Below are 23,275 nucleotides of genomic sequence, written 5' to 3'. Positions count from 1 at the left end.
TAATGAAGATCTAGAAGCGCAAAATTTCAGTTATCAGACCTTAGATTTTACTGTAAGAAAGTAAGTTATTTGATTTTCATTTTCTCAGTTCTTACTATTGCGCATAAAGTTCAGAGTTCAGAGTGGCTCAATTTTCCCATAAGGTTTTGAGGTTCTCCAACTTTTGTCTTGCTGAAAGAATCTTCGGATCTTTTTCGCCTTCCTTCAACTGACGCAAAAGCTCTTTGAACTCTTTTTCAGAAAGGATCCGTTGATGCAGTTCTACCTGTCAAATGAAGAACGTCCAAAACTTTTGCTTTAGCTTTCACTTCTACTCCGGTGTTGAAAAAAGGAACTGTCAATGCAGAAAATCTGAAAATGGCAGCGGAATCTCGTCTGTCCAAATTAGCCGATAGCGTATTTCAATTTTAAGCGTCATGAACCCGAGTAGATCAAGAGAAGAACATCTGATCATAAGTAACTTCCTGAGATTTTTTAAACTCTCTAATCTCGGCTTGCAAATTTCTAATGTGCGAAGCCATCATAAATGACGAAAATATCGACGGATCATGATGTTCTCTCGCTTTGATAAGTGCATCAATGTAATCGGCTTTGTCTTCTTTGAGTATCTTTGCCGGAACCAAACCTAATTCAAACTGAAGCTGATTCATCACGAGCCTGGCGGTCCGGCCGTTGCCGTCAACCCACGGATGAATTGTTAGTAAGTCAAGATGAGACTCAAAGGTAAAAAGGTACTTGCCGTAAATGTCTCCGGATTTCAACAGTTCATTACGTTTCTCGTTGACCTCAGAACACCACTTCTCCAGCCGGTCTTCGACTTTTGAGAAATTGATATAAGACTTGCCTGAAGAACCGGCGCTGACATTGACCTTTCTAAAGTCGCCTTTTGAAGAATCAAAAGTTCCCAATGCGGTGTTATAGCTGCTTCCTGTATTCTTTAGCACCACAGCACTGATTTCCCTAAGCAACCCAAGAGAGTAGTCTCTGTGCTGTTTAGCAAACCGAATGCTCAGCTGATAAGCATTGTGCAGGTCCAGATTCATTAACACTTCAGATAGGTTGCGCTTCTTAGGCAGAATCCCTTCATCAAAAAAGAGCTGATTCTCGACTTCAGTAACGGTCGAACCTTCAATCGCGGTTGATTGTGTGATGAGTAAATAGAGCGAAAATTTCGAATAATCAAACTGTTGCGCAATTCCGAGCCGGTCATGCTCCGACAATGTATCCATCAGTTCGCTTTTCATGAGTATGGAGTTGCCCGATTTGAAAGTAAGCGGGAGTATCGCTCTAGAATCGCCCAAATCGCAACTCGCCCGACCGTTCGTCTTTCACAATCGGACCGGTAAGCGGCAAGAAGAAAACCGAAAAGGAAAAAAGCCTGACAACTCAACGTTAATCAGGCTTTCAAATCTTGGTGCCTTCGATGAGACTCGAACTCATACGACTTTCGTCACCACCCCCTCAAGATGGCGTGTCTACCAATTTCACCACGAAGGCATTTAAATTTTTGGTGCCGTCGGTGAGACTCGAACTCACACGACTTTCGTCACCACCCCCTCAAGATGGCGTGTCTACCAATTTCACCACGACGGCTTGTTTATCAACTTTTTCTTTCGTTTCCGTCTTCGTCAGAACCGAAAGACGATATTCTACCTCGGAATTTGATTTTGTGCAGGCTTATTAGTGGAATCACTAGTATTAGTCGAAGGAGCCGGGGATGCAGGCTGAGCCGGAGCCTTCTGTTCAGTCGTAACAGTAGACAGAACGCCGCCTGCAGCAGGAGCCTTACGAACCTGACCGCCGAAGGTCAGCGCTAAAGTAGCGCAGAAGAAAATGGTAGAAGCAACAGCAGTAGAACGGGAAAGGAAGTTAGCGCTTCCCGTGGCTCCGAAAAGAGAACCGGAGGCACCGCCGCCGAAGGCTGCGCCCATGTCGGCGCCTTTACCGTGCTGAAGCAGCACTAAAACAATGATTGCAACTGCAGAAATCACCTGCAGAACAACCGCAACCGTAATCAACAAATGCATAATAAATTGTATCCAGTTATTAAATCAGCCCTATTCCGCTGGCGGCCTGGGCAATGGCATAAAAATCCGCAGCTTTCAAAGAAGCTCCGCCGACCAGGCCTCCGTCAATGTCATTGCAGGCAAAAAGCTCTGCCGCATTGGACGGCTTGACGGATCCGCCGTAAATAATTCTGAGCGCGGAAGCAGCTTGAGAATCCCGAGATTCTACACTATCCCTCAGTTCGGCGTGAACTAATTGAGCTTGCTGAGGCGTGGCGGTTTTGCCCGTTCCGATGGCCCAAACAGGCTCGTATGCCACCGCTCCGGTAACCAAGGCTTCCGGTCCGATCGCATCGAGAACGGCATTGAGCTGTCCGATCACAACGTCGCTTGTCCGTCCGCTTTCACGCTCTTCCAGAGTTTCACCGACGCAGACGATCGGACGCAGTCCGTGTTCGATGGCAATCTTGGCTTTTGCCGCAACGATTTCATTCGTCTCGCCGTGATACTGTCTTCTCTCCGAATGTCCGACAATAACCCAGGGACATTTAACGTCAGCTAGCATCCCTGCGCTCACCTCTCCTGTAAAAGCACCGGATTCGTGAACGGAACAGTCCTGCGCACCGACATTGATATCGAGTGCGCTTGTCAGAAATTTCTGCTGGAGATAGCGAATGTAGACAAAAGGCGGACACACGGCTAATTCGGTGCTCACGGGAGAAAAAGTTGTGAAAACGTTCGTCCATTGGTCAATGAAATCGACCGAGCCGTTCATCTTCCAATTGGCAATCACCAAACTTCTGCGCATCAGATAACTCCAATACTCTGTTGTAGAAACTAAATACCGAATTTTACTCGTAGTTTTACGACTCGGAGGATTTAATCCACACCACGAACTGCTCGCCGGCACCCTTTTTGCCGTCGTAGCCTTCCTGTGAATTGCCGGTGCGGTTGAGCCACTTTCTCGACGATCCGGAAAGATTCCAGCCGACCTCTCTGCCTTTCGATTGAATGCGTTCTTCCAGCTTCAGACCGAACGTTTCCGGATCATCCTTGAGTCCTGGCTTCTTGTCGTACAGCTGATACCCTTCGCGATATTGCAACGGAGTCAGATTCGGCATCACGACATTGGCGCCGTAAGAAATGGCGGTTTCTCGGCCCTGAGGATCAAGAACCTGCATCGCAGTCGCCGCCGCAATATTGATATTGCCCATCACCAAACGCGTCACCGCAATCATGTTTAAAGAAAGCTGGAAAAGCTTCTTGTTTTCCGTCTGTCCGAGGGACTTCAGGTCCCCGCCCTCGCTCATCAGATAAGGGCCCATTCCGATCATGTCAGCTTCGAGCTTCTGGTACAAACGAATATCCGAACATAAGTCTTCCAATTTCTGTCCCGGAATGCCGATCATCACGCCTGTGCCGACTTGATAACCGCACTCTTTAAGCCATTGAAGGCACTGCAGGCGATGTTCAAGCTGTTTGGACTTTTTGTGCAGAACGTTATGAAGAAAGTCAAAGAGCTCTTGGTTCGAGCTTTCAAAGCGAGCAAGATATCGAAGATTCTGTCGGTTGCCGCTGGCCTCCGCCCATTCTTCATAGACCTCCTTTGTCTGGTCTCCGAGACTTAATGTGATCCCGAGGCTGTTCGGAAGACTTTCTGAAACTGTCTTTCGATGAATCTCACGCAAACAATCTGAAATAAATGAGACAAACTTAGGATCATTACGCTCTCCGGCCTGAAGGCAAATGCTTCCGTAACCGTTTTCAGCAGCAAACATCGCCGCCTCCAAGATTTCCTCTTTCGAGAGCGTATAACGATGAACGCCATGATTATCTTTACGGATGCCGCAGTAACGGCAGTCAACCGTGCAAACGTTAGAGACTTCAATGAGGCCGCGGTAATAAACCTTATTCCCCATAAGCTCGGTTGTCTTCTTATAAGCAGCTTCCTGAAGCTTCTTGCAGTCTTCAGGTTCCGTCAGGCCGAGCAGGAACACGATATCCTCATCGGATAAAGCTTCCTTCTTCAGTACTTCATCGAGGGAGTTTCCATTCAATTTCATTACTATTTTTTATTGTCACAGTGCATCAGTGAATCGCTGCATTATGGCAAAGACATCTGAAGCAGTCATTACAGGTTTTCGAAACAAATTGAAAGACAAAACCGACGGTTTTTGCCGCCGGTCCTGTCAATTTGCTAAATCAGAATCAAAGGAAATTAGCCTTTGATGATGTCAGGATTGCCTTCCTGCTGACCAGTTTCTTCCTTCTTTTCCTTGTGTTCGGGCTTTTCAATTAAAGCTTTCATGGAAAGACGAATACGATCCTTGTCATCAATCTCAAGAACCTTCACGCGAACGGTCTGACCTTCCTTGAGATAGTCGCTGACCTGATTGACGCGTTCGTGAGCGATCTGGCTGATATGCAGCAGACCGTCGCGGCCCGGCAGAACCTGAACAATGGCGCCGAAATCGAGCAGTCTCTGAACTTTACCTTCGTATACCTTGCCGACTTCAACGGTGGCGGCAAGCTCTTCAACACGGCGACGGGCTTCTGCACCGGCAGCTTCGTCAACGGAAGCAATCGTGACGGTGCCGTCGTCTTCGATGTTGATCTGTGTTCCGGTTTCTTCAGTTAAGGCACGAATCACAGCGCCGCCCTTACCGATCACGTCACGGATCTTATCCGGATTAATCTTAAAGGAAACCAGACGCGGAGCATACGGAGAAAGTTCGGTCTTCGGACCCTCAACTGCTTCATGCATCTTGCCGAGGATGTGCATGCGGCCTTCCTTCGCCTGAGCCAAAGCCACCTGCATGATTTCTTTGCTGATGCCTTCAATCTTGATATCCATCTGCAGAGCAGTCACGCCGTGATCGGTACCGGCAACCTTGAAGTCCATGTCCCCGAGGTGGTCTTCGTCACCAAGAATATCGGTCAGAACGGCAAACTTATTGCCTTCCTTGATCAGGCCCATGGCAACACCGGCCACGAAGTCTTTCAGAGGCACGCCGGCATCCAGCAGAGACAAGCAGCCGCCGCAGACGCTCGCCATAGAGGAAGAACCGTTGGATTCGCAGATTTCGGAAACCACACGCATGGTGTACTGGAAATCTTCTTCGTTCGGCAGAACGGCAGTTAGAGCGCGTTTAGCCAGACGGCCATGACCGATTTCGCGTCTCTTCGGAGAGCCGACGCGGCCGGTTTCACCGGTAGCAAACGGAGGCATGTTGTAGTGGAGCATGAAGCGTTCACGCTGTTCACCGGTCAGACCGTCAACGATCTGTTCGTCCTGTTTCGTGCCAAGAGTTGTGACAACAAGAGCCTGTGTTTCACCACGGGTGAAGAGCGCAGAGCCGTGAGCGCGCGGAAGAACACCGGTACGGATTTCGATCGGACGAACAGTGCGAGTGTCGCGGCCGTCGATACGCGGTTCGCCGGAAAGGATCTTGCCGCGGACGTGGGCAGCTTCCATTTCGAAGAGTATGTTTGCGACTTCGTTTTCACCGATTTCAGCGAGTTCGCCGACTTCAACAGCAGCGTTAACTTTTTCGTTGACGTCGTCATAGATCGCGCGCAGGCATTCGTTGCGGTCCTGTTTGCTGCGATGCTCGTAAGCTTCATGAATACGGTTGCCGACGATCTGATTGATGAGCGCAACAAGCTGCTGATTGCGTTCTGCAGGAGCCCAATCCCACAGCGGTTTACCGGCTTCTTCAACGAGTTCGTCGATGGCTTCGATAACAACCTGCATTTTTTCGTGGCCGAACATCACGGCGCCGAGCATGACTTCTTCAGAGAGCTGATCGGCTTCGGATTCAACCATCAGAACGGCACGTTCCGTACCGGCAACAACGAGGTCGAGCTTGGAATCTTTCATCTGAGAAAGGTTCGGGCACAGAACATATTCGTTGTTAATGTAGCCGACGCGGGCAGCAGCGATCGGGCCGTTAAATGGCACGCCGGAAACAGCCAGAGCTGCAGATGCTGCGATCATGGAAGGAATGTCCGGATCAACTTCGGGGTTCACGGAAAGGACGTGAATAATGATCTGAACTTCATTGAAGAAACCTTCCGGGAACAGCGGACGAATCGGACGGTCGATCAGGCGGGAAGTGAGCGTTTCTTTTTCGCTCGGACGGCCTTCACGCTTGAAGAAGCCTCCCGGAATACGGCCGGCAGCGTAAGTCTTTTCAATGTAATCAACGGTCAGAGGGAAGAAATCCTGACCCGGTTTAATTTCTTTCTTTGCAACAACAGTGGCTAATACGACAGTGTCGTCCATGTCGCAGATCACGGCGCCGGAGGCCTGGCGAGCGATTTCGCCGGTTTCAAGACGGACGTTGTGATCGCCGTACTTAAAGGACTTGACTACTTTATTGAACATCGTCATGTCGTTCTTTTCCTTATGTTTGGAACTGCACATTGCGGTATCTACGACTCGGCGGTCCTCACCGCCTTACGTACATACAGCAACGCGCGTACGTTCCGGTTTAAAAAATTCTTATCTGTAAAAACAAACACAGCGGTCAACGGTAACAAAACCGCGGACCGCTGCTCATCGGTATGCCGGTAAGATTACTTACGCAGGTTGAGGGCTTCGATCAAAGCCTTGTAAGCTGCGAGGTCACGACCCTTGAGGTAGTCAAGGAGCTTACGACGGCGGGAAACCATCTTCAAAAGACCGCGACGGCTGTGGTGGTCTTTCGGGTTAACTTTGAAGTGCTCTGTGAGTTCGTTGATACGAGCTGTCAGAAGTGCAACCTGAACCTGAGGAGATCCGGTATCACCCTTGGACTGAGCGAACTTCTCGATGATTTCAGCTTTTTGAGCAGTAGTCTGTGCCATTTTATTTTCCTTTGCCTTTCGGCGTTACGAGCGACTCCGACGGAAAATACGCCGGAGCGTGTTTAAAACGAGTCGAGATTATATCTAAAAAATCAATCCTTCTCCTCGTTTTCCATCAGATCCTTAACTTTTAGTCACTGTTTTCTGTCGTTTCGTCGCCCATTACGGCAGGATCATTCAACGGCGACCCTTCTCCGTCCCGATACTTTCGTGTTTTTGCGGGCTTCCTTAACGCTCTCGGCTTCTTCGGTTTGGGTGCCGGGAGCATCTTTACCGCAATACCGAAGTATCGTTCGACGGCTTCTCGATCGTCCGGGTTGTCAATCAGCCACATCGGATTGACCGCTCCGTCAAAAAGCAGCTTTTGCGGCATCTCAGGATACAGGGTTCTCATTTCTGCATTCGTCTTAACGAGAACTTCGTTATCGCACAAAAAGCCGACGGGTTTCTCATTCACGTAGAAACAGTATTCTCCGAACATTCTCTTAATCCGAACCTCTCCCAAAGGATTGAGCATGTCCGCAATATAGGAAGCCATTTCTGCGTCTGAAGCCATTGTGTTTCTCCTTACAGCGACGGGCGCCGAAGCGCCCGTCTGTCAATCTACTCGTAAGTCAGCTCTTACGGAGTCGGCTCATGATCGAACTGAGGATTCTTGCGCTCTTCAACTTTAGCCAGCTTATTCAAGGCGTCTAAGTAGGCCTTAGCGGAAGCCGCCAGCACATCGGGGTCCGATCCGTTGCCATTAACGACTCGGCCGCCGACAGACAAGCGAACCGTCACTTCGCCTTGAGCTTCGGCACCCTTGGTCAGAGCGTTAATCGAGAAGAGCAAAAGTTCTGCTCCGCTCTTGGCACAGCTTTCAATAGCCTGGAATGTTGCGTCGACAGGGCCGTTGCCTTCGGCACGCCCCACCCTTTGTTCTCCGTGATCCATATAGGTCACTTCAGCAACCGGTGTCTTGCCCGTCTGGCTTTCCTGTTTCAGAGAAACGAAGGAAATTTCCTGAGGCTGGATATTCTTCGCATCGAAGAGAGACTGAATATCTTCGTCAAAGATCTGGACTTTTCTATCTGCCAAATCTTTGAATCGTGCAAAGGCGTCATCGATCTCGGCTTCACTCTTTGTCGGAATGCCAAGCTCACGAACACGCTGGCGGAAAGCACTTCTTCCGGAAAGCTTGCCGAGAACCATACGATTGCTTGTCCAGCCGACATCTTCCGCGGTCATGATTTCGTAGGTTTCGCGGTGTTTGATCACGCCGTCCTGATGAATGCCGGAAGCATGCGAGAAGGCATTGGAACCGACCACAGCTTTGTTCGGCTGGATCGGGAAACCGGTCACGGAAGAAACGAGCTTAGAAGTCGGAACAAGCTGACGCGTGTTGATGTCGACACCGAGCTTAAAGAAGTCATTTCGGGTCTTAACCGCCATGACGACTTCTTCTAAAGCGCAGTTGCCGGCTCTTTCGCCAAGACCGTTGATAGAGCATTCGATCTGGCGAGCGCCGCCGTGGATCACGCCGGACAAAGAGTTGGCTACGGCAAGTCCGAGGTCGTTATGGCAGTGAACGGACCAAACAGCCTGATCAGAGTTATAGACGTGTTCCCGCAGATCGCGAACAAAGGCGCCGAACTCGGACGGAACAGCATATCCGACAGTATCCGGAATATTGATCGTCGTTGCGCCTTCTCGAATTGCCGCCTCAATGATGCGATACAAGAACTCGGGCTGGGAGCGAGAAGCATCTTCGCAGGAAAATTCGATGTCGTCGGTGTATTCCTTTGCGATGCAAATCGCTTCAACGGCACGGGAGATGACCTGCTCCGGCGTCATATTGAGCTTCTTTTCCATGTGAAGGGGAGAAGTCGCAATGAACGTATGGATACGGCGTCTCGGGGCTGCGGCAATGGCCTCTCCGGCTTTTCTCACATCGGAAGGATTTGCCCGGGCAAGCGAACAAACCGTAGAGTTACGAATTACCTTGGAGATCGCGCAGATGGATTCAAAGTCTCCGGGCGAGGCAGCAGCAAAACCTGCCTCAATCACATCAACACCCAGGAATTCAAGCTGCTTGGCGATACGGAGTTTGTCCTGCGGGCTCATGCTTGCGCCCGGGCTTTGTTCTCCGTCACGAAGGGTTGTATCGAAAATAAAAAGCTTGTCTCTTGCAGTTGTCATTGTTCTATCTGGTCACAAAAATTGTTGAGATCTGAGCCTCACCCAAAAGCGGCGTAAAGCTCGCTGCCTTACCTATAGACAGCGATACTTTCGCATAAACGCATTTTCCATGCCGGAACCTCCGGCTGAATCCCCGAAAGCATCTGACGAGTTACGCTTTTTTTCGAGTGATATCTGCTCCCAATTTTAGTTTGCTTGGGGTCTGAAAGCTCACACTGTGGAAAATAAATTATGGTCAAAATTTTTAACGAAATCCGAGGAATTCCACGGATTTCGTTAAAAAAACCCGAGTCGAGCTCGGGTTTATAGGTACGCTAATTAGATTACTTAACCTGATCTGCAGGCTCGTCCAATTCAACTTCTGTGCGATGAGGAATCACCGGGTTCGGCTGACCTGTGTACCAGAGATAAAACTGGTAAGCAAAACCGGACAGTGCATACAAGCAGAAAAGGATGAAGACCATGAGCGCCGGATCAGTTGAGAGAACAAACAGAAGGATCACCGCTGCAATCAAGACCCAGAAAGGTACGCTCTTACTGTAGTGAAAGCTCTTGCCGGAGTAGAAAGGTGCGTTGCAAACCATGGTTAGACCGGCATACACCGTAATGACCATGGCCAGCCAAGGCAGCCAGTCGCTGTTAACCGGCATTCTCTGATCCACGGCAAGCCAGACAAAACCTGCCACAAGCGCAGCAGCCGCAGGGGAAGGAAGACCCTGGAAGAAGCCTTTGTCAACCACGTCCACGTTCGCGTTAAAGCGAGCCAAACGAAGTGCCGCTCCGGCGCAGTAAACAAACGCAGCCGCCCAGCCTAAGCGGCCAAGGTCATGAAGCGCCCATTGATAAACCACCATAGCCGGCGCCATACCGAAGGCACACATATCCGCCAAGGAGTCAAACTGAACGCCGAAGGAACTCTGGGTGTGAGTCAAACGAGCGACTCGACCGTCGCATCCGTCCAGAATCATGGATACGAAGATGGCGATGGCGGCTTTTTCAAAGTCACCGGCCATCGCGATGATGACGGCATAGAAGCCGGAGAACAAACTCGAAAGCGTAAACAAGTTCGGAAGAAGATAAATCCCCTTCTTACGAACGGTATCGATGCGTTCGCGAACAATTGCCTTCGGCGTCACACGCGGATGGGGACGGAAATTCCGACGGGTATGGAACTGTTTAGCTTTGTCTCGCTGTAAGGGCATTTAAGCGTTCTCCTTCTTATTAAGCCTGCTGCTGAGTCTTTTCTTCTGTCGGTTTCTGTTCTAGGGCAGGAGCAGCGTCAGCGGGAGCAGCATCAGTCACTTCGACGGCTTCAACGGCAGGAACTTCAGTCCGGACTTCAGGTTCTTCTTCCTGAGGATTCAAAAGCGCAAGCACGGTATCGGCTGCACGAACTTTCTGACCGACAAAAACCAGAACTTCGGAGTTCAAGGGAACGTAAATATCAACTCGGGAACCGAAACGGATGAAGCCGAAGCGTTCACCGCGGGTAACTTCCTGGCCGATATGGAGATGACAGATGATTCGGCGTGCGATTAATCCGGCGATCTGGACACAAGTGATCACGGGGCCTTCGTCGGACTTAATAATGACGGCATTGCGTTCGTTTTCAGAACTGGCCTTATCCAAGTCGGCGTTTAAGAACCTGCCGGGCTTGTAATAAATCGCTTCCACCGTACCGTCGATCGGACTGCGGTTGGAGTGGATGTTGAAGACATTCATGAAGGTCGAAATAAGAATTTCTTCCTTGCCGGTGTAAGGGTTCTCGACTTTTTGAACTTTGCAGATTCTGCCGTCTGCGCCGGAGAGAACGCTGTGCGGCGTCTGGCTGATCGCTCGGGGAGGATCACGGAAGAACTGGATCACAAAGACCAAAAGAACAAAGAAAATGAAGGAAATGAACCCTCCGATCAGCCACCAGACCAAGAGCGTAATAAAAATCGCGGCGCCGATGATTCCCCAACCTTCTTTAGCCAGGATGGGATATGAAGAATTTGATTTCAAACCTTTTCTCCTTAATAGGTTTATTTTTCGGAAAGGAGAAGGCGGACAGCCCTCCCCTTTTAACGGCCTATTTTAGACAAATTTCTATGGATTAATACGTTTCGAGCCGTGAATACTGAAGAGCTATTCGGCGGCCTCAGTCTTTAAAACGGCGGTCACGGACATCGACATATTAGATGTGCCGGCTTCAAAAACCGGGGTCTCGACACTCTTAAAAGCAGTATTTACGCCCATTGAACGTGCTGCAAAGACGGCTCCGTCGGGAGCATCAAAGGAGTTGAAATTGAGTTTTTCAATGCGTAAGGCGTCCGGCGCGACCTTCATGGCCACGGCAATAGATTCGGCTTTCTTATTTAGGGCTTCAATGACATCCTTTGAGAGCTGATCCTGAGCAGCCGCTTTAGCTTCATCGCTCAGTGAGTAAGAAACATTTTCCAGGGCAAGCTTGGCCTGCTGACCGACCTGGACTAAAGAGGCAACGCCGTTGACATCTTCCGTCTCGACAATGATGTTCTGACGAGCACGCCATCCGGAGATGACCGGGGCCTCTCCTTTTTTCGGATTCGTATAGATGGGCTGGGTGTAGTAACCGCCGTTGCGGATCTGAGCAAGAGAAGAAAAATCTTTAACTGCCTTCTGGGCATCGGCCATCGTCTTATTGACTTCACTTTGTGCCGTCGCTAAGTCCTTAGCCTCGAACATCGCAGAAAAAACGATGCGGGCCTTGTCATTAGGAAAACTCTTTTGAACAGTCACCGGCAGATTCATTTCCATGCCTTTAGGCGCGGGTTTGAGATAAAAGTCCTCAGCATTGGCGCCCATGGCGGCAGCGGCTAAAACAGTAGCAACCATAATCTTTCTAAACATTGTTGATTTCCGAAAGAAACAATTAAGATCCCGTCACACTATCACAGCCGGGATTCTCATTGTGACGGCCATGCTCATTAGCGGAAACCGTCTCCTTTACCGAATGCGGGTTTTAGCAAGCAAAAATAGTGTAACCTTGGGTGTTTTTCTTCGACCTTCTTGTCTGAGATTGAGATTTTTTAGATTCGCCTCTCAGAAAGCAGAGGGGTTTCTGAACAATGTTTTTTTGATTTGTATGGTTTAAGGGAAATCCCGAAATGTTCAATAAAACGAACAAATACCGTTTAATTTCCCTTCAGTTAGGGTCAAGCCTAACTGACAAATACCAATTGCGAATGTGGGGAGCCCACTTAAAATTACAAATAAGGAGAAAAAAGTGAGCAATCGTTCAGCAGTTTTTGGTGGTGCCGGCTTTATTGGGACCAACCTCGTTTATCAGCTCATTGAAGACGGACAGCAAGTCTTCAATTTTGACAATCTTTCCGGTCTCGGAAATTTGCTCAATGTTGCCGAGCTTATGCAGCAAAGCCGTCACAGCTTTGCCCGCTGCGATATTTCCAATCCCGAGGAAATACGCCAGGCTCTGCTCATGGCTGCTGCCGACACGATTTATTTCTGCATTACACCAAAAAATCCCCAAGTAGACTCGAGCCTGGACAACTTCCGTACATTCTTTGATACCGTCGTTGATTGGAGCAAAGGCATGTCTGATGCCAAGCTTCACAAGATTGTCGTTGTTGTCTCCGAGCATTACAAACTTCTAGGCTCCTACGCCAAGATGTACTCAGGCCTGCTTAAATTATTAGATGACTATGCTTCGGAAGGACTTCCGATCAGCAGCCTGTTGGTTCCCCCGGCATTCGGACCGTTCCAGCAGCCTGACAGCCCGATCTCGATGATTATCTATCGTGCGATTGAGGGCGAAACGATTCCGGTGGTCAACTCGGAAGAAAAAGTCTCTGACCTTGTTTACGTCAAGGATGTCGTTGACGCAATCGTCCTGGTTGAAAAGAGCGGAAAAATCAGCGGCCACTACCATTTAGGAGCTGCCACGCCTTCTATGTCTAATTTAGAAGCAGCCGATGTGATCTGCGAGAGCCTGAATGAAGCGCTTCCTCCGCCCGTCGGCCGTTATCAGGCTCTAATCGAAGAGGTGGAGACAGCTCCGATTACATCGGATATTTCCAAAGACGAGTCAACGCTTGCCCCTCTCGGTCTGCCAAGCAAAACCTCCCTTAAGGAGGGACTCAAGAAGACAGTAAGCTGGTACCTCAATAATCCTCGCTGGTACAACCAGTCCAGGACCCGTTTCTTCTACTTGTGGCAGAATCCGGAAACCGTTCTCAAAATTGCATAGCTGAAAAACAGACATAACAACCTTCCTGAAAAGTCTTATGCGGTGCTAAGACTTTTCAAGAATGCCCTAGGTGTTTGATTTTTCAAAAGTCTGGCTGCTATGAGATATTTCTTTCTATTTATCTTCAGCTAAGTATTCTGCAAGTTCCAGCAGCTTTTCATCAGCGCCAAAGCGCGTTCCCGCCATGACGGGCATAACAGCTTGCTTACAGGATTTATCCACCAAAGGAACAACAATGCTTGGGCCTCCGCTTATTGACCACCAGTCCTCGAAATCCGATGAAAGAAGAAAACCGCAGTCAAATTCTCGGCAAAGACTTTCTATTTGGTCTTCAGCTCTTCTTATGCTGCTAGCTGCAAAATCTTCCAGTTCCTTGTCGTTGAGTTCTTTGAACTTAAGAGCGTCCTCCAATCGATCCATACCAAAAGGACTTGCTTCTCTGTCTTGCCGATAGTTTTGAATCAATTCATAAACATCTTCGACTTGAAGCTGAGAGCGGTTTGTCTTAATAAAAGCATTCATGCTTTTCAAAAAATCCAAAGACGAAATCTTTTTATAACAAAAGTCCGTCTCTGTCACCGGAATTATGACTGTCTGCAGACCTCTTTTTTCCAACAGGTTTTGTACTTTCAAAATATCACTACTGAGGGTTTTATGAGTGACGATTATTCCGATTCGGCAGGAATTTACCTCCTCGGTCTGCCTGTATTTCTGCTTTGTCGAATGGAACTTCACCGAAAGTTTATCTTCGGGATCAGGGGAAGAAACAAACGAATAAATTTTTCTTAACACCTGCATATTGCGTGCGAATATGCCGGGGCTGTCTAATAGACTTGAAAGCGGAATAATTCCTTGCCGCGAAATGGATCCCCGAGACGGTTTAAAGGCCAGGACCTCACAGGCTAAGCCCGGCTTCATGACGCTTCCTCGAGTCTCCGTCCCGAGAGCGGCATCGCAAAAGCCTGCCTTTACGGCGATAGCGGATCCTGTACTGGAACCGCCGGGAGGTGTGTCCGATATAGGATTTTTCGGGAAACCGCCGAGGAATGAATAACCTCTGTTGGGATTGGTTGTGGTGACAAAACCAGCCAATTCCGTCATATGAGTCGTTCCGAAGACGTCAACTTGGTGCTTTTTCAATAAGCGGACGCAGAAGGCGTCGTCGAGTTTCAGGTTTTCAAAAAACTTCGAGCCTGCCGAAGTGTAGAAACCTTCCAATCCAATGTTATTTTTAACGAGGACATGCAGCTCTCTTTCCTTGTTCGGCGCCCTCCAGTCCCTGACGGCTTTTAATACCGGATTAAATTCTTGGATCCTCTCTGCCATTTCCTGCGCCGTAAAAGAACGCTCAAAGAAAAAGGAGTCTTTTAATGCCATGGTCAATACTCTTGAAATACTCTTTCAATCTGCTTTTGATTACTGCCAACCGATGCCAGGACTACCGCGAGCAGCAGCCTTGCTTTTATACAATTAAGCGTTCCGGCAGGAATAAATCCGGCTTTTGCCCACCGCTCTTTACTGGGTAAAACAGGGCCGTTGGTTCTGCTGGCTCTGACGACAACAACACCCTGCTCAGCTGCTTCATTAAGTGCGTTTTCAGCCTCAAGAGAGATTGAACCATGCCCTGTACCGGCGTAGACAATGCCTTTGGCGCCATAGCAGACGGAAGCTTTGATCAACTCGGCGCCTTCGTCTGCGCAGGCAAAGATAATCGGCACAAAGGGAAGAGATTCTATCTGGGAAAGATCGGAAATATTAAATTCAGTTTGTTTTGTATGGGGCTTTTCGCATCTGGAAATAAATTCAACGATCCCATTAACAACAAAACCGCAGTATCCGTATTCAGGAACCTTAAATGCCCCGGGCTCGAGCGTATGTGCTTTTGTCGTCAGTCTGGCTTCACTGATTTTGCCGTTAAGACAAATAAGAACGCCTCGTGCTGCAGAAGACGGATTCAGAACAACCTGTACGGAATTGAACAAGTTGAGTGCACCGTCCGAACCCAGCGCCGTATTAGGCCGCATGGCACCTGTAAAAACGACCGGCTTATCGGTTTTCAAAAAGAGATTCGCAAAAAATGCGCTCTCTTCCAGCGTATCCGTCCCGTGAGCAATGACGGCGCCCATCAAGTCTTCGTCGGAAAGCTCACGGTTTAAGAATTCGACAAGCTTTTTCCAGTGCTTGAAAGTGATGCGGCTGCTCGGGATTGTAAAAATCTCTCGACAATCTAAATCTACATCTTCTGTTAATTCCGCATTACCTAAAACATCCTTAATCGTGACTCCCTGACAGGTATAGTTCGTGAGTTGAAAAGGAGAATCGCCGGAACTTAATATGGTGCCCCCGGTAGACACAATCAAAACTCGTTTGCTCATTTTTTGCTCATTAATTAAGGCGTCCCGGAAACGAGACGCCTAATCTTTTTTGGTTAACCTAGAAGAATGAGGGAGCTCAAAATAGCTGTGAGCATACCGATGATCATCACAGGAATCGTTCTGCGAACAACCTCGAACGGAGAGAGCCCTGCGATACTGGACACCGCAATCGTAACGCCTGCAATCGGAGACATAGATCGGGCGATGCCGCTGACTAACTGCACCGGACAAGCCATAATAATCAGATCCCAATTAACTGCCTTAGCTGCGTGCGGCAGTAAAGAATTAAAGGCAAAGAAGGCTGCGTTGGCCGAACCCGTGAGGATTGAGGCAATCGCCAATAAAGCGCACATCACAACCAGCATGACAACTCCTCCTGTGTTCTGCATGGAAGCCGCCCAGCTGATAATCGAAGCAATCCCGCCGGAAAGCTTTAAGCCTTCAGCAAACACCATGGCGCAGATGATGAGGGATACTGTAGAAGTTAAAACACGCCCCATCCCTTGGAAGAACGCTTTGGTGTTTGCAATGCATTCCTTCAGTTTTCTTCTCGTCAGTAAATCAACAAGGAAGCTGAGAATCATGCAAAGGAACATGGCGGTGGCAAGCTGCAGTTTTACGCCTGTGTAGCAGAATTTCGAGAAAATAAAGAGGAAAACAATCGGAAGAACCGGGAGTATTGCGTAGAAACGAGGTGCATCCGGTTGTTTGTCTTTAGCTGAAGCCGCAATCAGCTCACTTTTGAGCTTAAAGTCGTCTGCAGTTAGTCTGCCGGAAGCTAAATCTTTCTTATCAAAGTATTTTTGAATTAAGCCATGGGAGACTGCTATTGCGAGGGCTGAGATAGAGCCGATCAGAAGCTGACCTTCCAAGAAATATTCCATCGCACTTGTCCCCAGCAGTTTAGCGGTGACAATGGAGTTGGCAGAAGCCGGACCAAGATCCAGGCAGCTGGCCGTCACAATCACGGCACAGGCAGAAACACTTGAAACCCCTACAGCCATTAAAAGAGGATAAACGGTGAGCATTAACAATACACCGAGCCCGACGGCGGAAGGAATAAAAATATTGATGAACTGACCCACTAAATAGGAAATCGCAAGAAGCGTATAGGGGCTGTGGATATATTCAAGCGGTTTTGCGCAAATCTTAACGAAGGATTTCGTGGCGCCGATCCTATCCAAGTAATCTGCAAATCCGGAGATCACCATAATTTGAAGACCTAGACCGGCTAATGTAGATGAGGAAATATTGGTAACAACTTGGACAATATCCAGAAGCCAGCTGTTCGTCGCTTTTTTACCTGTCACAATTGCGGTGTCGGTAAAAAGCCCTACGATCAAAAGCAGAATGAGACCAACAAGTAAAAGTGACCAGGGCGCGTAATATTTCTTCACGATTAAGTACCCGACAAGAACGATGCCGAGTAAGACAACAATCAGTCCAAACATATTTTTCTCCGAATTTATGGGATGAAGCGGTTTTCGATTGTTTTAAGACAAACCGGGGCTTTTACAACGTGTTTAATTCCCCGTTTAGATAAAGTGCGGGAGCCTCTTTCGTCACAAATAATGGTTGTGCCGGACCCTAAAAGAAGGCCGTTGAGCATAATGACATTTCCCTCTACGATCGTCGCATATGCTCTTTCGTTTTGCAGATCCAGGATCGTAATGTCCGCGTCTGCGCCTACCGACAGATGACCTTTATTTTTAAGGCCTAGTGCCCGTGCTCCGTTTAGACTTGCCTTTACAGCGTATTCAGAAAGCGTTAGCGCTCCGAATTTAACCAGAAGCATCCCGTTTTCGACTATGACATTTCTCGGGTAGCAGCCCCCGTCTGTTGAGAAGGAGTCAACGACGAAGGAGCCGTCATCGCGTTTTGCCGTTGCAAGAAGGAAACGGCTCACTGCAGGATTCACTGCAAAACTGCCGGTGCACTTGGTTTCATGAGCTTCCCAATAGTCAACGCCTTCCTGACCCTTTAAAAGCTCGCCGACCGTACCGTTATCGACTAAAACTCCTGCCGCTCCCTCAAAGATTGCCTTTTTCATTCCGGCGTAATCGTCAGAGTAGCCAAGTTTCTTTAGGCAAGTAGATGTCACTTTGCTGAGAGGAACATTATCCTTTACGATGATTCGAGTGCCGTTCAGAGGAGACAGATAGGACTCGGAAAAAAGGTTGGGATTATTTTTGAGAAGCTGTATCGCTTCAACAGCCTCTGCTGTCTCATTTGAAATCTGACCACGGCAATAGCTATTTACGTGTGCAATGTGCAGAAACTTCCCTGCCGCCGAAGAGACCGCTTCTCTAAGACCTTCGATGTTCGAGCCGTGGGCGGTGCTCCCCACATGCCAGGCAACCCAAGCCTTTTTATCATTGGCGAGATCTATAAAACTCTTGCTGATATCCAAGTCCATTGGGAAATGACCGCCCAAGAGTTTGATTCCAATCCCGCCTTGCTCCAATGTTCTGTCAATGAAGTCGGATTGTTCCTGAACAGAAGGACGAGAGGATGAAATCGTCATCCCTTCTCTTGCAGCCTCTAAGATAGCAATATTGACACCGGCTCCGCTTTCCGGAATCGATGTGAGGATATCCTCAAGGGGACCGGCCATGTCGAGCGTCGTGCAGACGCCTGCCAATGCAATCATTCTTTGGGCATGTTTATGGCCGAGAACCGTACGCATATGCGTGTGCATATCGATAATTCCGGGAATGACCACTTTGCCGTCAGCTTCTATAACTTTTCTGGCAGGAAGCGTGATCTCTTCTCTTATATCCGATATTTTGCCATCGATAACGGCGATATCTTTTTTTGAATGAATGTGGTTGAGGGGGTCGACGACAACCGCCCCGCGTATGAGTAAGTCAAGCACTTTTTTTCCTTGGGATGTTGAAGTTGATTTTTGAGAATAATTTTAGGGTTCCAAGGAAATAAACCGTAACAGGAGAATTCTAAAATTAAAATATAGATTTCTAATTTAGAAATATATATGAACGACGATATTCTTAGCTGGGAAATTTTTGTCCTTGTTTATTCAAACGGCTCCATTGCAGAGACAGCTGAAAAGTTAAACCTTGATGCTCCAACCGTTTCCAAGAAACTAAAGGGTTTAGAAAAAAGACTGGGCGTCACGCTCTTTGACCGAAATCAAAGACCGTTTTCACCTATGCCCGTCGCATCAGAACTCATTCATTATGCGAAGGAATTAGTCAGCACAAAAGAAAGAATCGCTTCCGTTCTTGCCAACCGTGTTTATGATGAAGGTCAAATCATCAGACTGATGGTTGGAAACTCGCAAGGAAGATACTTGCCAAACATTCTCAAAAAATTCAGAGAGATACACCCGCAAACAAGATTTAATGTAATCGCTCCCGTTGACTTAAATGAATTCAAGCAGAGACAAGCAGATGTGAGCATCATTTCCGGCCTGGCATCTTTGCCCGATTACATATTCCGATCAAGAGGAAGAATGGTTTTCATTCCTGCCGCCTCAAAAGAATATATTGAAAAGCACGGCTGCATTAACTCTCCCCAAGATCTTCAGAATCACATTACATTTGGGAACCTTTATCCGAAGCGATACTCATTTACCGTGAACTTTGTTCTAAAGAAAAAAGGAGTGGTACTAAACGTTCCGCACGATTCCTTCATTCGATGGTCAAGTGTTGAAATGGCTAAAGAAGCTGTTCTGCAAGGAATGGGCATCGCACTTTCCTTACCTTTATTTTGCTGTATCGATGAACTTGAAGCCGGTCGCTTAGTTCCGATCCTCAATGGTTGGCACAGACCAAGCCAGCAGAATTATGTTGCTGTTCATAAAGACGATTGGAAAAAACCTCTGGTGAGAAGTTTTGTCGAGTTTTTCGCCTTAGAGTTAGGTGCAGTAGAAAAAAGCTGTGAGTTAAGACTGCAAAAGGTTATCCCAAAACCGTACTTTGAAGAACTGCTTAGCTGACTTTCTTGACACAAAACCAAGATATTCTTGAGAGTTCCATATGAATTGACTCAACGGAAAATTAAGAGTTTCAAAAAACGAGGACCCACCAGATGCAGGTCCCAGTCGTTTTTAAAAATCTCAATTGTTATGGCTTCTTCGGTGCTTTATCGACCCATCGATCGTCCTCATCTTCTCCCAGAAACAAGGACTGGAAGCTTTGAGCCTTCATCGAAGGTGTGAAATCAAGTCCCGGCTCAACTAAGGCCTCAAATCTCGGGTCGCTAATTGCCTTAAGAACAGACCACTTCACCGCCTTATTTAAGGTCTCGGCAACCCGGCGGCAACCGTCCTGCATGTTCTTCAGTCCGTCGGTGGGCGCGTTGTAAACCACATCCAGTTTCATTGAGTGCCCGTTAGAGGAGAACAATTCCATGTTGATGCGCCAAGCTAAAAATGTCGGTTCTGCCTGAATCTTGACACTGTCAATTAAGTTGTAGATTTTGACCTTAGGATTTTTTTGATTCAGGATTCCGGCCTGATTCAAGTCAGACATCAAAGCATTGCGCCAATAATTAGAAAATGCTCCGGTGATTGTTTTAAATCCTTCTTGGCCGGGGATAGGAATAATGTTTCCGGCACATTCAAGATCCATCGCCTTAACCACGCGTACCTGATCGACTGCAACATCTTTAACATCCAGCCGCTTCAAAATACGAGCATTCTGAGCTGTGACTTCATAAGGATAAGAAACGTAAGGCTCTGCAGTTTGGCATCCTGCCATGACGAGTGCGGAACCTGCTACGGCAGCGGAAAAGAAAAGCTTTGGGATAGTTCTCATAAATCGGCCCTTAATGTTTTCTGAAATTCTATTGGTTTCCGAGATTTTCGTCAGGAAACGCGGGAGGATTTTCATTGCACGTTTTGGAGACTCGACAAACAAAAACTCCCGAACACCAATACAATGAATCAAGAACAAAGGAGTAAAAAATGTATTTTCAGTGGTATCGCTACTGCTTTAGTAAATACTTTACGTTTCAGGGGCGTGCTTCCCGTACTGAGTATTGGTCTTTCACCATCATCAACCTTTTGATTTTATGGGTATTTTGGTTCATATCCAAGCTTGTTGACATCCCGGAAGAAGCAATGTCCGAGGGTATACCAGTTTTTCCAAAAGATCCTGTTCTCGCTTTAATTTTCGGAAGCCTTTATTTGATTTTCTGCATAGCGATTTTCTTCCCGTCCCTCGCGGTTACGGTACGACGTCTGCATGACAGGAACCACAGCGGGTTTTGGGTCATTGCTCAGTTAATTCCGCTTCTTAATCTTGTAGTTTTGCTGATGCTGCTCTTGCCATCTTCTCCGTACCCGAATTATTATGGGCTTCGCGCGCCGAGATTCCCGGGAGAAAAGGTCCCCGAGGCCGGAGCAGATATTTACGGTCCGTACGGAACTGTCGCCTACAGACCACAATCCAATGGAGATGAAACAGTGACACAGCAAAATCAGAATACGCCGGCAAAAGGTTCCGTCATGGACGAAATCATGCACGAAAATCTTGCTAACGCCGACGCTCAGGCCGGCCTCGAAGACAGACCGGCCGCGGCCTCACCGTCCAAGAGCGAAACTCATCGTCCGATGAGAGGGGAAGAATCTTCCTTAGTCGCTCGTTTAAATAAGCTCTCAGGCAAATAATCGAGTTCTATGTACTTTTGGACCGTCCTCCGTCAGGGCGGCCTTTTTTCTTGCATGTCCACAAGGCGGCAGAAACTGCAAGTCTTCAAGATAATTAGTTTGCGTCCCGGCAAGGATTCCGGTAAATTACCAGGCTAAAAATAACCCCTTCCATGTAGTTATCAGAACCTTACTCAGCGTTAAAAATCGGTAAACGAATTCTGCAAACTAAACCGCCGTTCTTCCCTCTTTCCAGCACCAAGCTGCCATTGTGATTTTGAACGATTGAGCGGACTATTGATAAGCCGATACCAAGGCCGGAAGCTTTTCCGGACTTAAAAACCGAACCCATGCGTTCAAAATCGGAATCGGAAATGACAGCTCCATTGTCTGAGATATCGACAAAGCAATGAGTTTCACCACTCGAAATCTTTACGAACACTTTTGGTTCATCGGCTTTCTGAGCCTTTAAAGCTTCTTTGGCGTTTTTAAGAAGATTAAAAACTGCAAGCTCAAACTCTAACGGTGCCAAGCTGCAAATCGGAGAACGAGGATCCTCTTCAAATTCAATTTGGAGAGGATAGTCCTGCAGAGTTGAGGTGAAATCTTTAACTGCTTCAGTCACAACCTCATTGACACTCAGAGGCGATTTTTTTAGTTTTTGCTCTTTGGCATAAGAACGAACAGAGGTCACTATTTCTTCGGCCTTGCGCGTTTGAAAAACGATCTTTATAAGCATCTCTGTAAGAAGCTCATCATCAACAGGGCCCGTTTTCTGAAGACGAAGCAGTCCTTCCGAATACGCCAAAATTGCTCCCAGCGGCTGCGGCAATTCATGGGCTATCATCGAACTCATATGATCGATCGTTGTAATTTTTTGAAGAGAGAGAAGCCGAGCCTCAGTTTCTCTCATCGCTCGGTCGGCATGAAATTTTTCTTTTAGGGTCTTGATGAGCTGTGCCGACCGTATTCTCAACTGAAAGTATAAAAAACCTATGAATGTAAGCAGTCCTAACAAAAAGATAGTAAATACGAATACGGAAAAAGAATATTTCTGAAGAAAATCTCGGATCGTCCAGGGCTTGGCGCCTGAAAACTGAGCGATATTAAGCTGCTTAAAAACAGCATCTACCCTTGAAAGATCAGTTTGAACCGACCACGAGGCGCCGTCGGGAAGATGCGGCATAGCTAAGAGCGCGGCTACAAGGCGCTTAGTGAATGCAGGATCTGCCCCTCTTGTAGAGGAAAGCACCCAGTTGGGATAGGTACGAGTTGAACGATAACAGGGCTGTTCACTTACGATCGCTGCCGGTTTAACAGCGTTTGCGAGCTCAGGGTTGTCCATTAGCCGACTCTCCCAAAAGCAGCTAGGCAATGCCGCAACATCGGCACTTCCGTCCTTCAACGCCTTAAACAAATCGAGCGGCCGTTTGTATTGAAAATGAATGGAACTAAAAAATGCTGAGGGATCATAACCTGCGTAAGAAATTTCTCCGAGGGGAGCTACGTAACTATAAAAAGCATTCGGATCATTTGCGATAAACCTTTTGCCTTTCATCCCTGCGAGGGTATTGATTTTTGAGTCTTTAGCGACAAAAAATGTCGATCCGAGTTCATTACGATCCTGCTCGTTTGGTCCCGGTCGATAGATGACCAATTCTCTCACGCCTTCTTCGCCTAATAATCTGGCAAATCCGGCAGAAGAAATAAAGTAATCAATCTGTTTGGTACGGATTAATTCCTTTAATTCTCCCAAAGCAATGGGACCTTTGAGTTCTATCGTCCTTGCGCCAAACTCTTTTTCCAAGTATTTAGCGGTCTCCTCAAAAAACAACTTCTGACTTGCCGCCATAGCTCCTGTTCCTATCCCGATAACGTATTCAGCAGAGGCCGTACACCCCGAGAGATAAAGCAACAGGAACATCGAAATAATCAATCGTTTCATAAACAGCCGTCCATGTTTTTTCGTGCTCATCATCTCACGGACAAACCGTTTTAGTCCTCAGGATTTTCACGGTTTTCACTA

At 47.7% G+C, this 23,275-nt stretch carries 19 protein-coding genes, 2 tRNA genes and 1 pseudogene; 3 read left to right on the top strand and 19 right to left on the bottom strand.

Going from position 1 to position 23,275, the window contains the following annotated elements; all coding sequences use genetic code 11:
- Positions 1 to 431: 431 nt before the first annotated feature.
- From HMPREF9439_RS09820 to HMPREF9439_RS09760, 13 genes and pseudogenes are all read right to left on the bottom strand, one after another.
- Entirely contained in the window at positions 432 to 1,229 is a 798-nt protein-coding gene (locus HMPREF9439_RS09820) for a Fic family protein (RefSeq protein ID WP_217176406.1), read from the bottom strand.
- A 183-nt stretch (positions 1,230 to 1,412) separates the two neighbouring features.
- Positions 1,413 to 1,497, bottom strand: a tRNA-Leu gene (locus HMPREF9439_RS09815).
- A gap of 11 nt (positions 1,498 to 1,508) precedes the next feature.
- Positions 1,509 to 1,593 (bottom strand) — tRNA-Leu (locus tag HMPREF9439_RS09810).
- Positions 1,594 to 1,649: 56 nt separating this feature from the next.
- Positions 1,650 to 2,027, bottom strand: coding sequence for a preprotein translocase subunit SecG (gene secG / locus HMPREF9439_RS09805; RefSeq protein WP_008864726.1), 378 nt, complete (start codon positions 2,025 to 2,027; stop codon positions 1,650 to 1,652).
- Positions 2,028 to 2,046: 19 nt separating this feature from the next.
- Positions 2,047 to 2,814, bottom strand: a complete 768-nt coding sequence (gene tpiA, locus HMPREF9439_RS09800; protein ID WP_008864725.1) for a triose-phosphate isomerase — start codon at positions 2,812 to 2,814, stop codon at positions 2,047 to 2,049.
- Between the two features lie 55 nt (positions 2,815 to 2,869).
- Positions 2,870 to 4,069, bottom strand: a complete 1,200-nt coding sequence (gene hydE, locus HMPREF9439_RS09795) for a [FeFe] hydrogenase H-cluster radical SAM maturase HydE (protein ID WP_008864724.1) — start codon at positions 4,067 to 4,069, stop codon at positions 2,870 to 2,872.
- Positions 4,070 to 4,224: 155 nt separating this feature from the next.
- Complete coding sequence (gene pnp / locus HMPREF9439_RS09790; protein WP_369976578.1) at positions 4,225 to 6,393, bottom strand: polyribonucleotide nucleotidyltransferase; 2,169 nt, start codon at positions 6,391 to 6,393, stop codon at positions 4,225 to 4,227.
- Between the two features lie 191 nt (positions 6,394 to 6,584).
- On the bottom strand, positions 6,585 to 6,854 hold the full coding sequence (gene rpsO, locus HMPREF9439_RS09785; RefSeq protein WP_008811161.1) for a 30S ribosomal protein S15: 270 nt from the start codon (positions 6,852 to 6,854) through the stop codon (positions 6,585 to 6,587).
- Between the two features lie 130 nt (positions 6,855 to 6,984).
- Positions 6,985 to 7,410 carry a TfoX/Sxy family protein gene (locus HMPREF9439_RS09780; RefSeq protein ID WP_008864720.1) on the bottom strand — a complete coding sequence of 142 codons (426 nt, stop codon included), beginning with the start codon at positions 7,408 to 7,410 and terminating at the stop codon, positions 6,985 to 6,987.
- A 65-nt stretch (positions 7,411 to 7,475) separates the two neighbouring features.
- Positions 7,476 to 9,035 carry a 2-isopropylmalate synthase gene (locus tag HMPREF9439_RS09775; RefSeq protein WP_008864719.1) on the bottom strand — a complete coding sequence of 520 codons (1,560 nt, stop codon included), beginning with the start codon at positions 9,033 to 9,035 and terminating at the stop codon, positions 7,476 to 7,478.
- Between the two features lie 323 nt (positions 9,036 to 9,358).
- The gene (gene pssA, locus HMPREF9439_RS09770; RefSeq protein WP_008864718.1) at positions 9,359 to 10,237 is read right to left on the bottom strand and encodes a CDP-diacylglycerol--serine O-phosphatidyltransferase; all 879 of its coding nucleotides are present in this window, start codon (positions 10,235 to 10,237) and stop codon (positions 9,359 to 9,361) included.
- Between the two features lie 151 nt (positions 10,238 to 10,388).
- Positions 10,389 to 11,039, bottom strand: a pseudogene (locus HMPREF9439_RS09765) (phosphatidylserine decarboxylase); the annotation flags it as partial.
- A gap of 123 nt (positions 11,040 to 11,162) precedes the next feature.
- Positions 11,163 to 11,906 (bottom strand): SIMPL domain-containing protein, encoded by a 744-nt coding sequence (locus HMPREF9439_RS09760; RefSeq protein WP_008864716.1) that lies wholly within the window; start codon positions 11,904 to 11,906, stop codon positions 11,163 to 11,165.
- Between the two features lie 376 nt (positions 11,907 to 12,282).
- Here HMPREF9439_RS09760 and HMPREF9439_RS09755 point away from each other — a divergent pair, with 376 nt between their 5' ends.
- Positions 12,283 to 13,263 carry an NAD-dependent epimerase/dehydratase family protein gene (locus HMPREF9439_RS09755; protein ID WP_244862435.1) on the top strand — a complete coding sequence of 327 codons (981 nt, stop codon included), beginning with the start codon at positions 12,283 to 12,285 and terminating at the stop codon, positions 13,261 to 13,263.
- A 114-nt stretch (positions 13,264 to 13,377) separates the two neighbouring features.
- On the opposite strand, the gene HMPREF9439_RS09750 is transcribed toward HMPREF9439_RS09755, so the two are convergent.
- Genes HMPREF9439_RS09750 through HMPREF9439_RS09735 form a run of 4 tightly spaced genes read right to left on the bottom strand, consistent with a single transcriptional unit; the run spans position 13,378 to position 18,513 of the window.
- Positions 13,378 to 14,640, bottom strand: a complete 1,263-nt coding sequence (locus HMPREF9439_RS09750) for an amidase family protein (RefSeq protein ID WP_008864713.1) — start codon at positions 14,638 to 14,640, stop codon at positions 13,378 to 13,380.
- A gap of 2 nt (positions 14,641 to 14,642) precedes the next feature.
- Positions 14,643 to 15,638, bottom strand: a complete 996-nt coding sequence (locus HMPREF9439_RS09745) for an asparaginase (RefSeq protein ID WP_008864712.1) — start codon at positions 15,636 to 15,638, stop codon at positions 14,643 to 14,645.
- A gap of 53 nt (positions 15,639 to 15,691) precedes the next feature.
- Positions 15,692 to 17,089, bottom strand: coding sequence for a C4-dicarboxylate transporter DcuC (gene dcuC / locus HMPREF9439_RS09740; RefSeq protein ID WP_008864711.1), 1,398 nt, complete (start codon positions 17,087 to 17,089; stop codon positions 15,692 to 15,694).
- 14 nt (positions 17,090 to 17,103) lie between these two features.
- Positions 17,104 to 18,513, bottom strand: coding sequence for an amidohydrolase family protein (locus HMPREF9439_RS09735; RefSeq protein ID WP_008864710.1), 1,410 nt, complete (start codon positions 18,511 to 18,513; stop codon positions 17,104 to 17,106).
- Between the two features lie 117 nt (positions 18,514 to 18,630).
- Here HMPREF9439_RS09735 and HMPREF9439_RS09730 point away from each other — a divergent pair, with 117 nt between their 5' ends.
- On the top strand, positions 18,631 to 19,596 hold the full coding sequence (locus HMPREF9439_RS09730; RefSeq protein WP_008864709.1) for a LysR family transcriptional regulator: 966 nt from the start codon (positions 18,631 to 18,633) through the stop codon (positions 19,594 to 19,596).
- A gap of 127 nt (positions 19,597 to 19,723) precedes the next feature.
- Here the strand turns inward: HMPREF9439_RS09730 and HMPREF9439_RS09725 are convergent, their stop codons facing one another.
- On the bottom strand, positions 19,724 to 20,416 hold the full coding sequence (locus HMPREF9439_RS09725; protein ID WP_244862434.1) for a hypothetical protein: 693 nt from the start codon (positions 20,414 to 20,416) through the stop codon (positions 19,724 to 19,726).
- 149 nt (positions 20,417 to 20,565) lie between these two features.
- Between HMPREF9439_RS09725 and HMPREF9439_RS09720 the strand changes: the two genes are divergently transcribed.
- On the top strand, positions 20,566 to 21,270 hold the full coding sequence (locus HMPREF9439_RS09720; protein ID WP_008864707.1) for a DUF805 domain-containing protein: 705 nt from the start codon (positions 20,566 to 20,568) through the stop codon (positions 21,268 to 21,270).
- A gap of 169 nt (positions 21,271 to 21,439) precedes the next feature.
- On the opposite strand, the gene HMPREF9439_RS09715 is transcribed toward HMPREF9439_RS09720, so the two are convergent.
- Positions 21,440 to 23,194 carry a sensor histidine kinase gene (locus tag HMPREF9439_RS09715; RefSeq protein ID WP_167535263.1) on the bottom strand — a complete coding sequence of 585 codons (1,755 nt, stop codon included), beginning with the start codon at positions 23,192 to 23,194 and terminating at the stop codon, positions 21,440 to 21,442.
- Positions 23,195 to 23,275: the final 81 nt, after the last annotated feature.

This window comes from Parasutterella excrementihominis YIT 11859, from assembly GCF_000205025.1.
In the GTDB taxonomy this organism is placed as follows: Bacteria; Pseudomonadota; Gammaproteobacteria; order Burkholderiales; family Burkholderiaceae_F; genus Parasutterella; species Parasutterella excrementihominis.
Note: the sequence above shows the minus strand (reverse complement) of the source record. Positions and strands in the feature narration are given on the sequence as shown.

What these genes read in the sequence shown, in the direction of transcription:
- HMPREF9439_RS09820 (WP_217176406.1), bottom strand. Translation starts at nt 1,229, where the DNA reads ATGGATACATTGTCGGAGCATGACCGGCTCGGAATTGCGCAACAGTTT.
- secG (WP_008864726.1), bottom strand. Translation starts at nt 2,027, where the DNA reads ATGCATTTGTTGATTACGGTTGCGGTTGTTCTGCAGGTGATTTCTGCA.
- tpiA (WP_008864725.1), bottom strand. Translation starts at nt 2,814, where the DNA reads ATGCGCAGAAGTTTGGTGATTGCCAATTGGAAGATGAACGGCTCGGTC.
- hydE (WP_008864724.1), bottom strand. Translation starts at nt 4,069, where the DNA reads ATGAAATTGAATGGAAACTCCCTCGATGAAGTACTGAAGAAGGAAGCT.
- pnp (WP_369976578.1), bottom strand. Translation starts at nt 6,393, where the DNA reads ATGTTCAATAAAGTAGTCAAGTCCTTTAAGTACGGCGATCACAACGTC.
- rpsO (WP_008811161.1), bottom strand. Translation starts at nt 6,854, where the DNA reads ATGGCACAGACTACTGCTCAAAAAGCTGAAATCATCGAGAAGTTCGCT.
- HMPREF9439_RS09780 (WP_008864720.1), bottom strand. Translation starts at nt 7,410, where the DNA reads ATGGCTTCAGACGCAGAAATGGCTTCCTATATTGCGGACATGCTCAAT.
- HMPREF9439_RS09775 (WP_008864719.1), bottom strand. Translation starts at nt 9,035, where the DNA reads ATGACAACTGCAAGAGACAAGCTTTTTATTTTCGATACAACCCTTCGT.
- pssA (WP_008864718.1), bottom strand. Translation starts at nt 10,237, where the DNA reads ATGCCCTTACAGCGAGACAAAGCTAAACAGTTCCATACCCGTCGGAAT.
- HMPREF9439_RS09760 (WP_008864716.1), bottom strand. Translation starts at nt 11,906, where the DNA reads ATGTTTAGAAAGATTATGGTTGCTACTGTTTTAGCCGCTGCCGCCATG.
- HMPREF9439_RS09750 (WP_008864713.1), bottom strand. Translation starts at nt 14,640, where the DNA reads ATGGCATTAAAAGACTCCTTTTTCTTTGAGCGTTCTTTTACGGCGCAG.
- HMPREF9439_RS09745 (WP_008864712.1), bottom strand. Translation starts at nt 15,638, where the DNA reads ATGAGCAAACGAGTTTTGATTGTGTCTACCGGGGGCACCATATTAAGT.
- dcuC (WP_008864711.1), bottom strand. Translation starts at nt 17,089, where the DNA reads ATGTTTGGACTGATTGTTGTCTTACTCGGCATCGTTCTTGTCGGGTAC.
- HMPREF9439_RS09730 (WP_008864709.1), top strand. Translation starts at nt 18,631, where the DNA reads ATGAACGACGATATTCTTAGCTGGGAAATTTTTGTCCTTGTTTATTCA.
- HMPREF9439_RS09725 (WP_244862434.1), bottom strand. Translation starts at nt 20,416, where the DNA reads ATGAGAACTATCCCAAAGCTTTTCTTTTCCGCTGCCGTAGCAGGTTCC.
- HMPREF9439_RS09720 (WP_008864707.1), top strand. Translation starts at nt 20,566, where the DNA reads ATGTATTTTCAGTGGTATCGCTACTGCTTTAGTAAATACTTTACGTTT.
- HMPREF9439_RS09715 (WP_167535263.1), bottom strand. Translation starts at nt 23,194, where the DNA reads ATGAAACGATTGATTATTTCGATGTTCCTGTTGCTTTATCTCTCGGGG.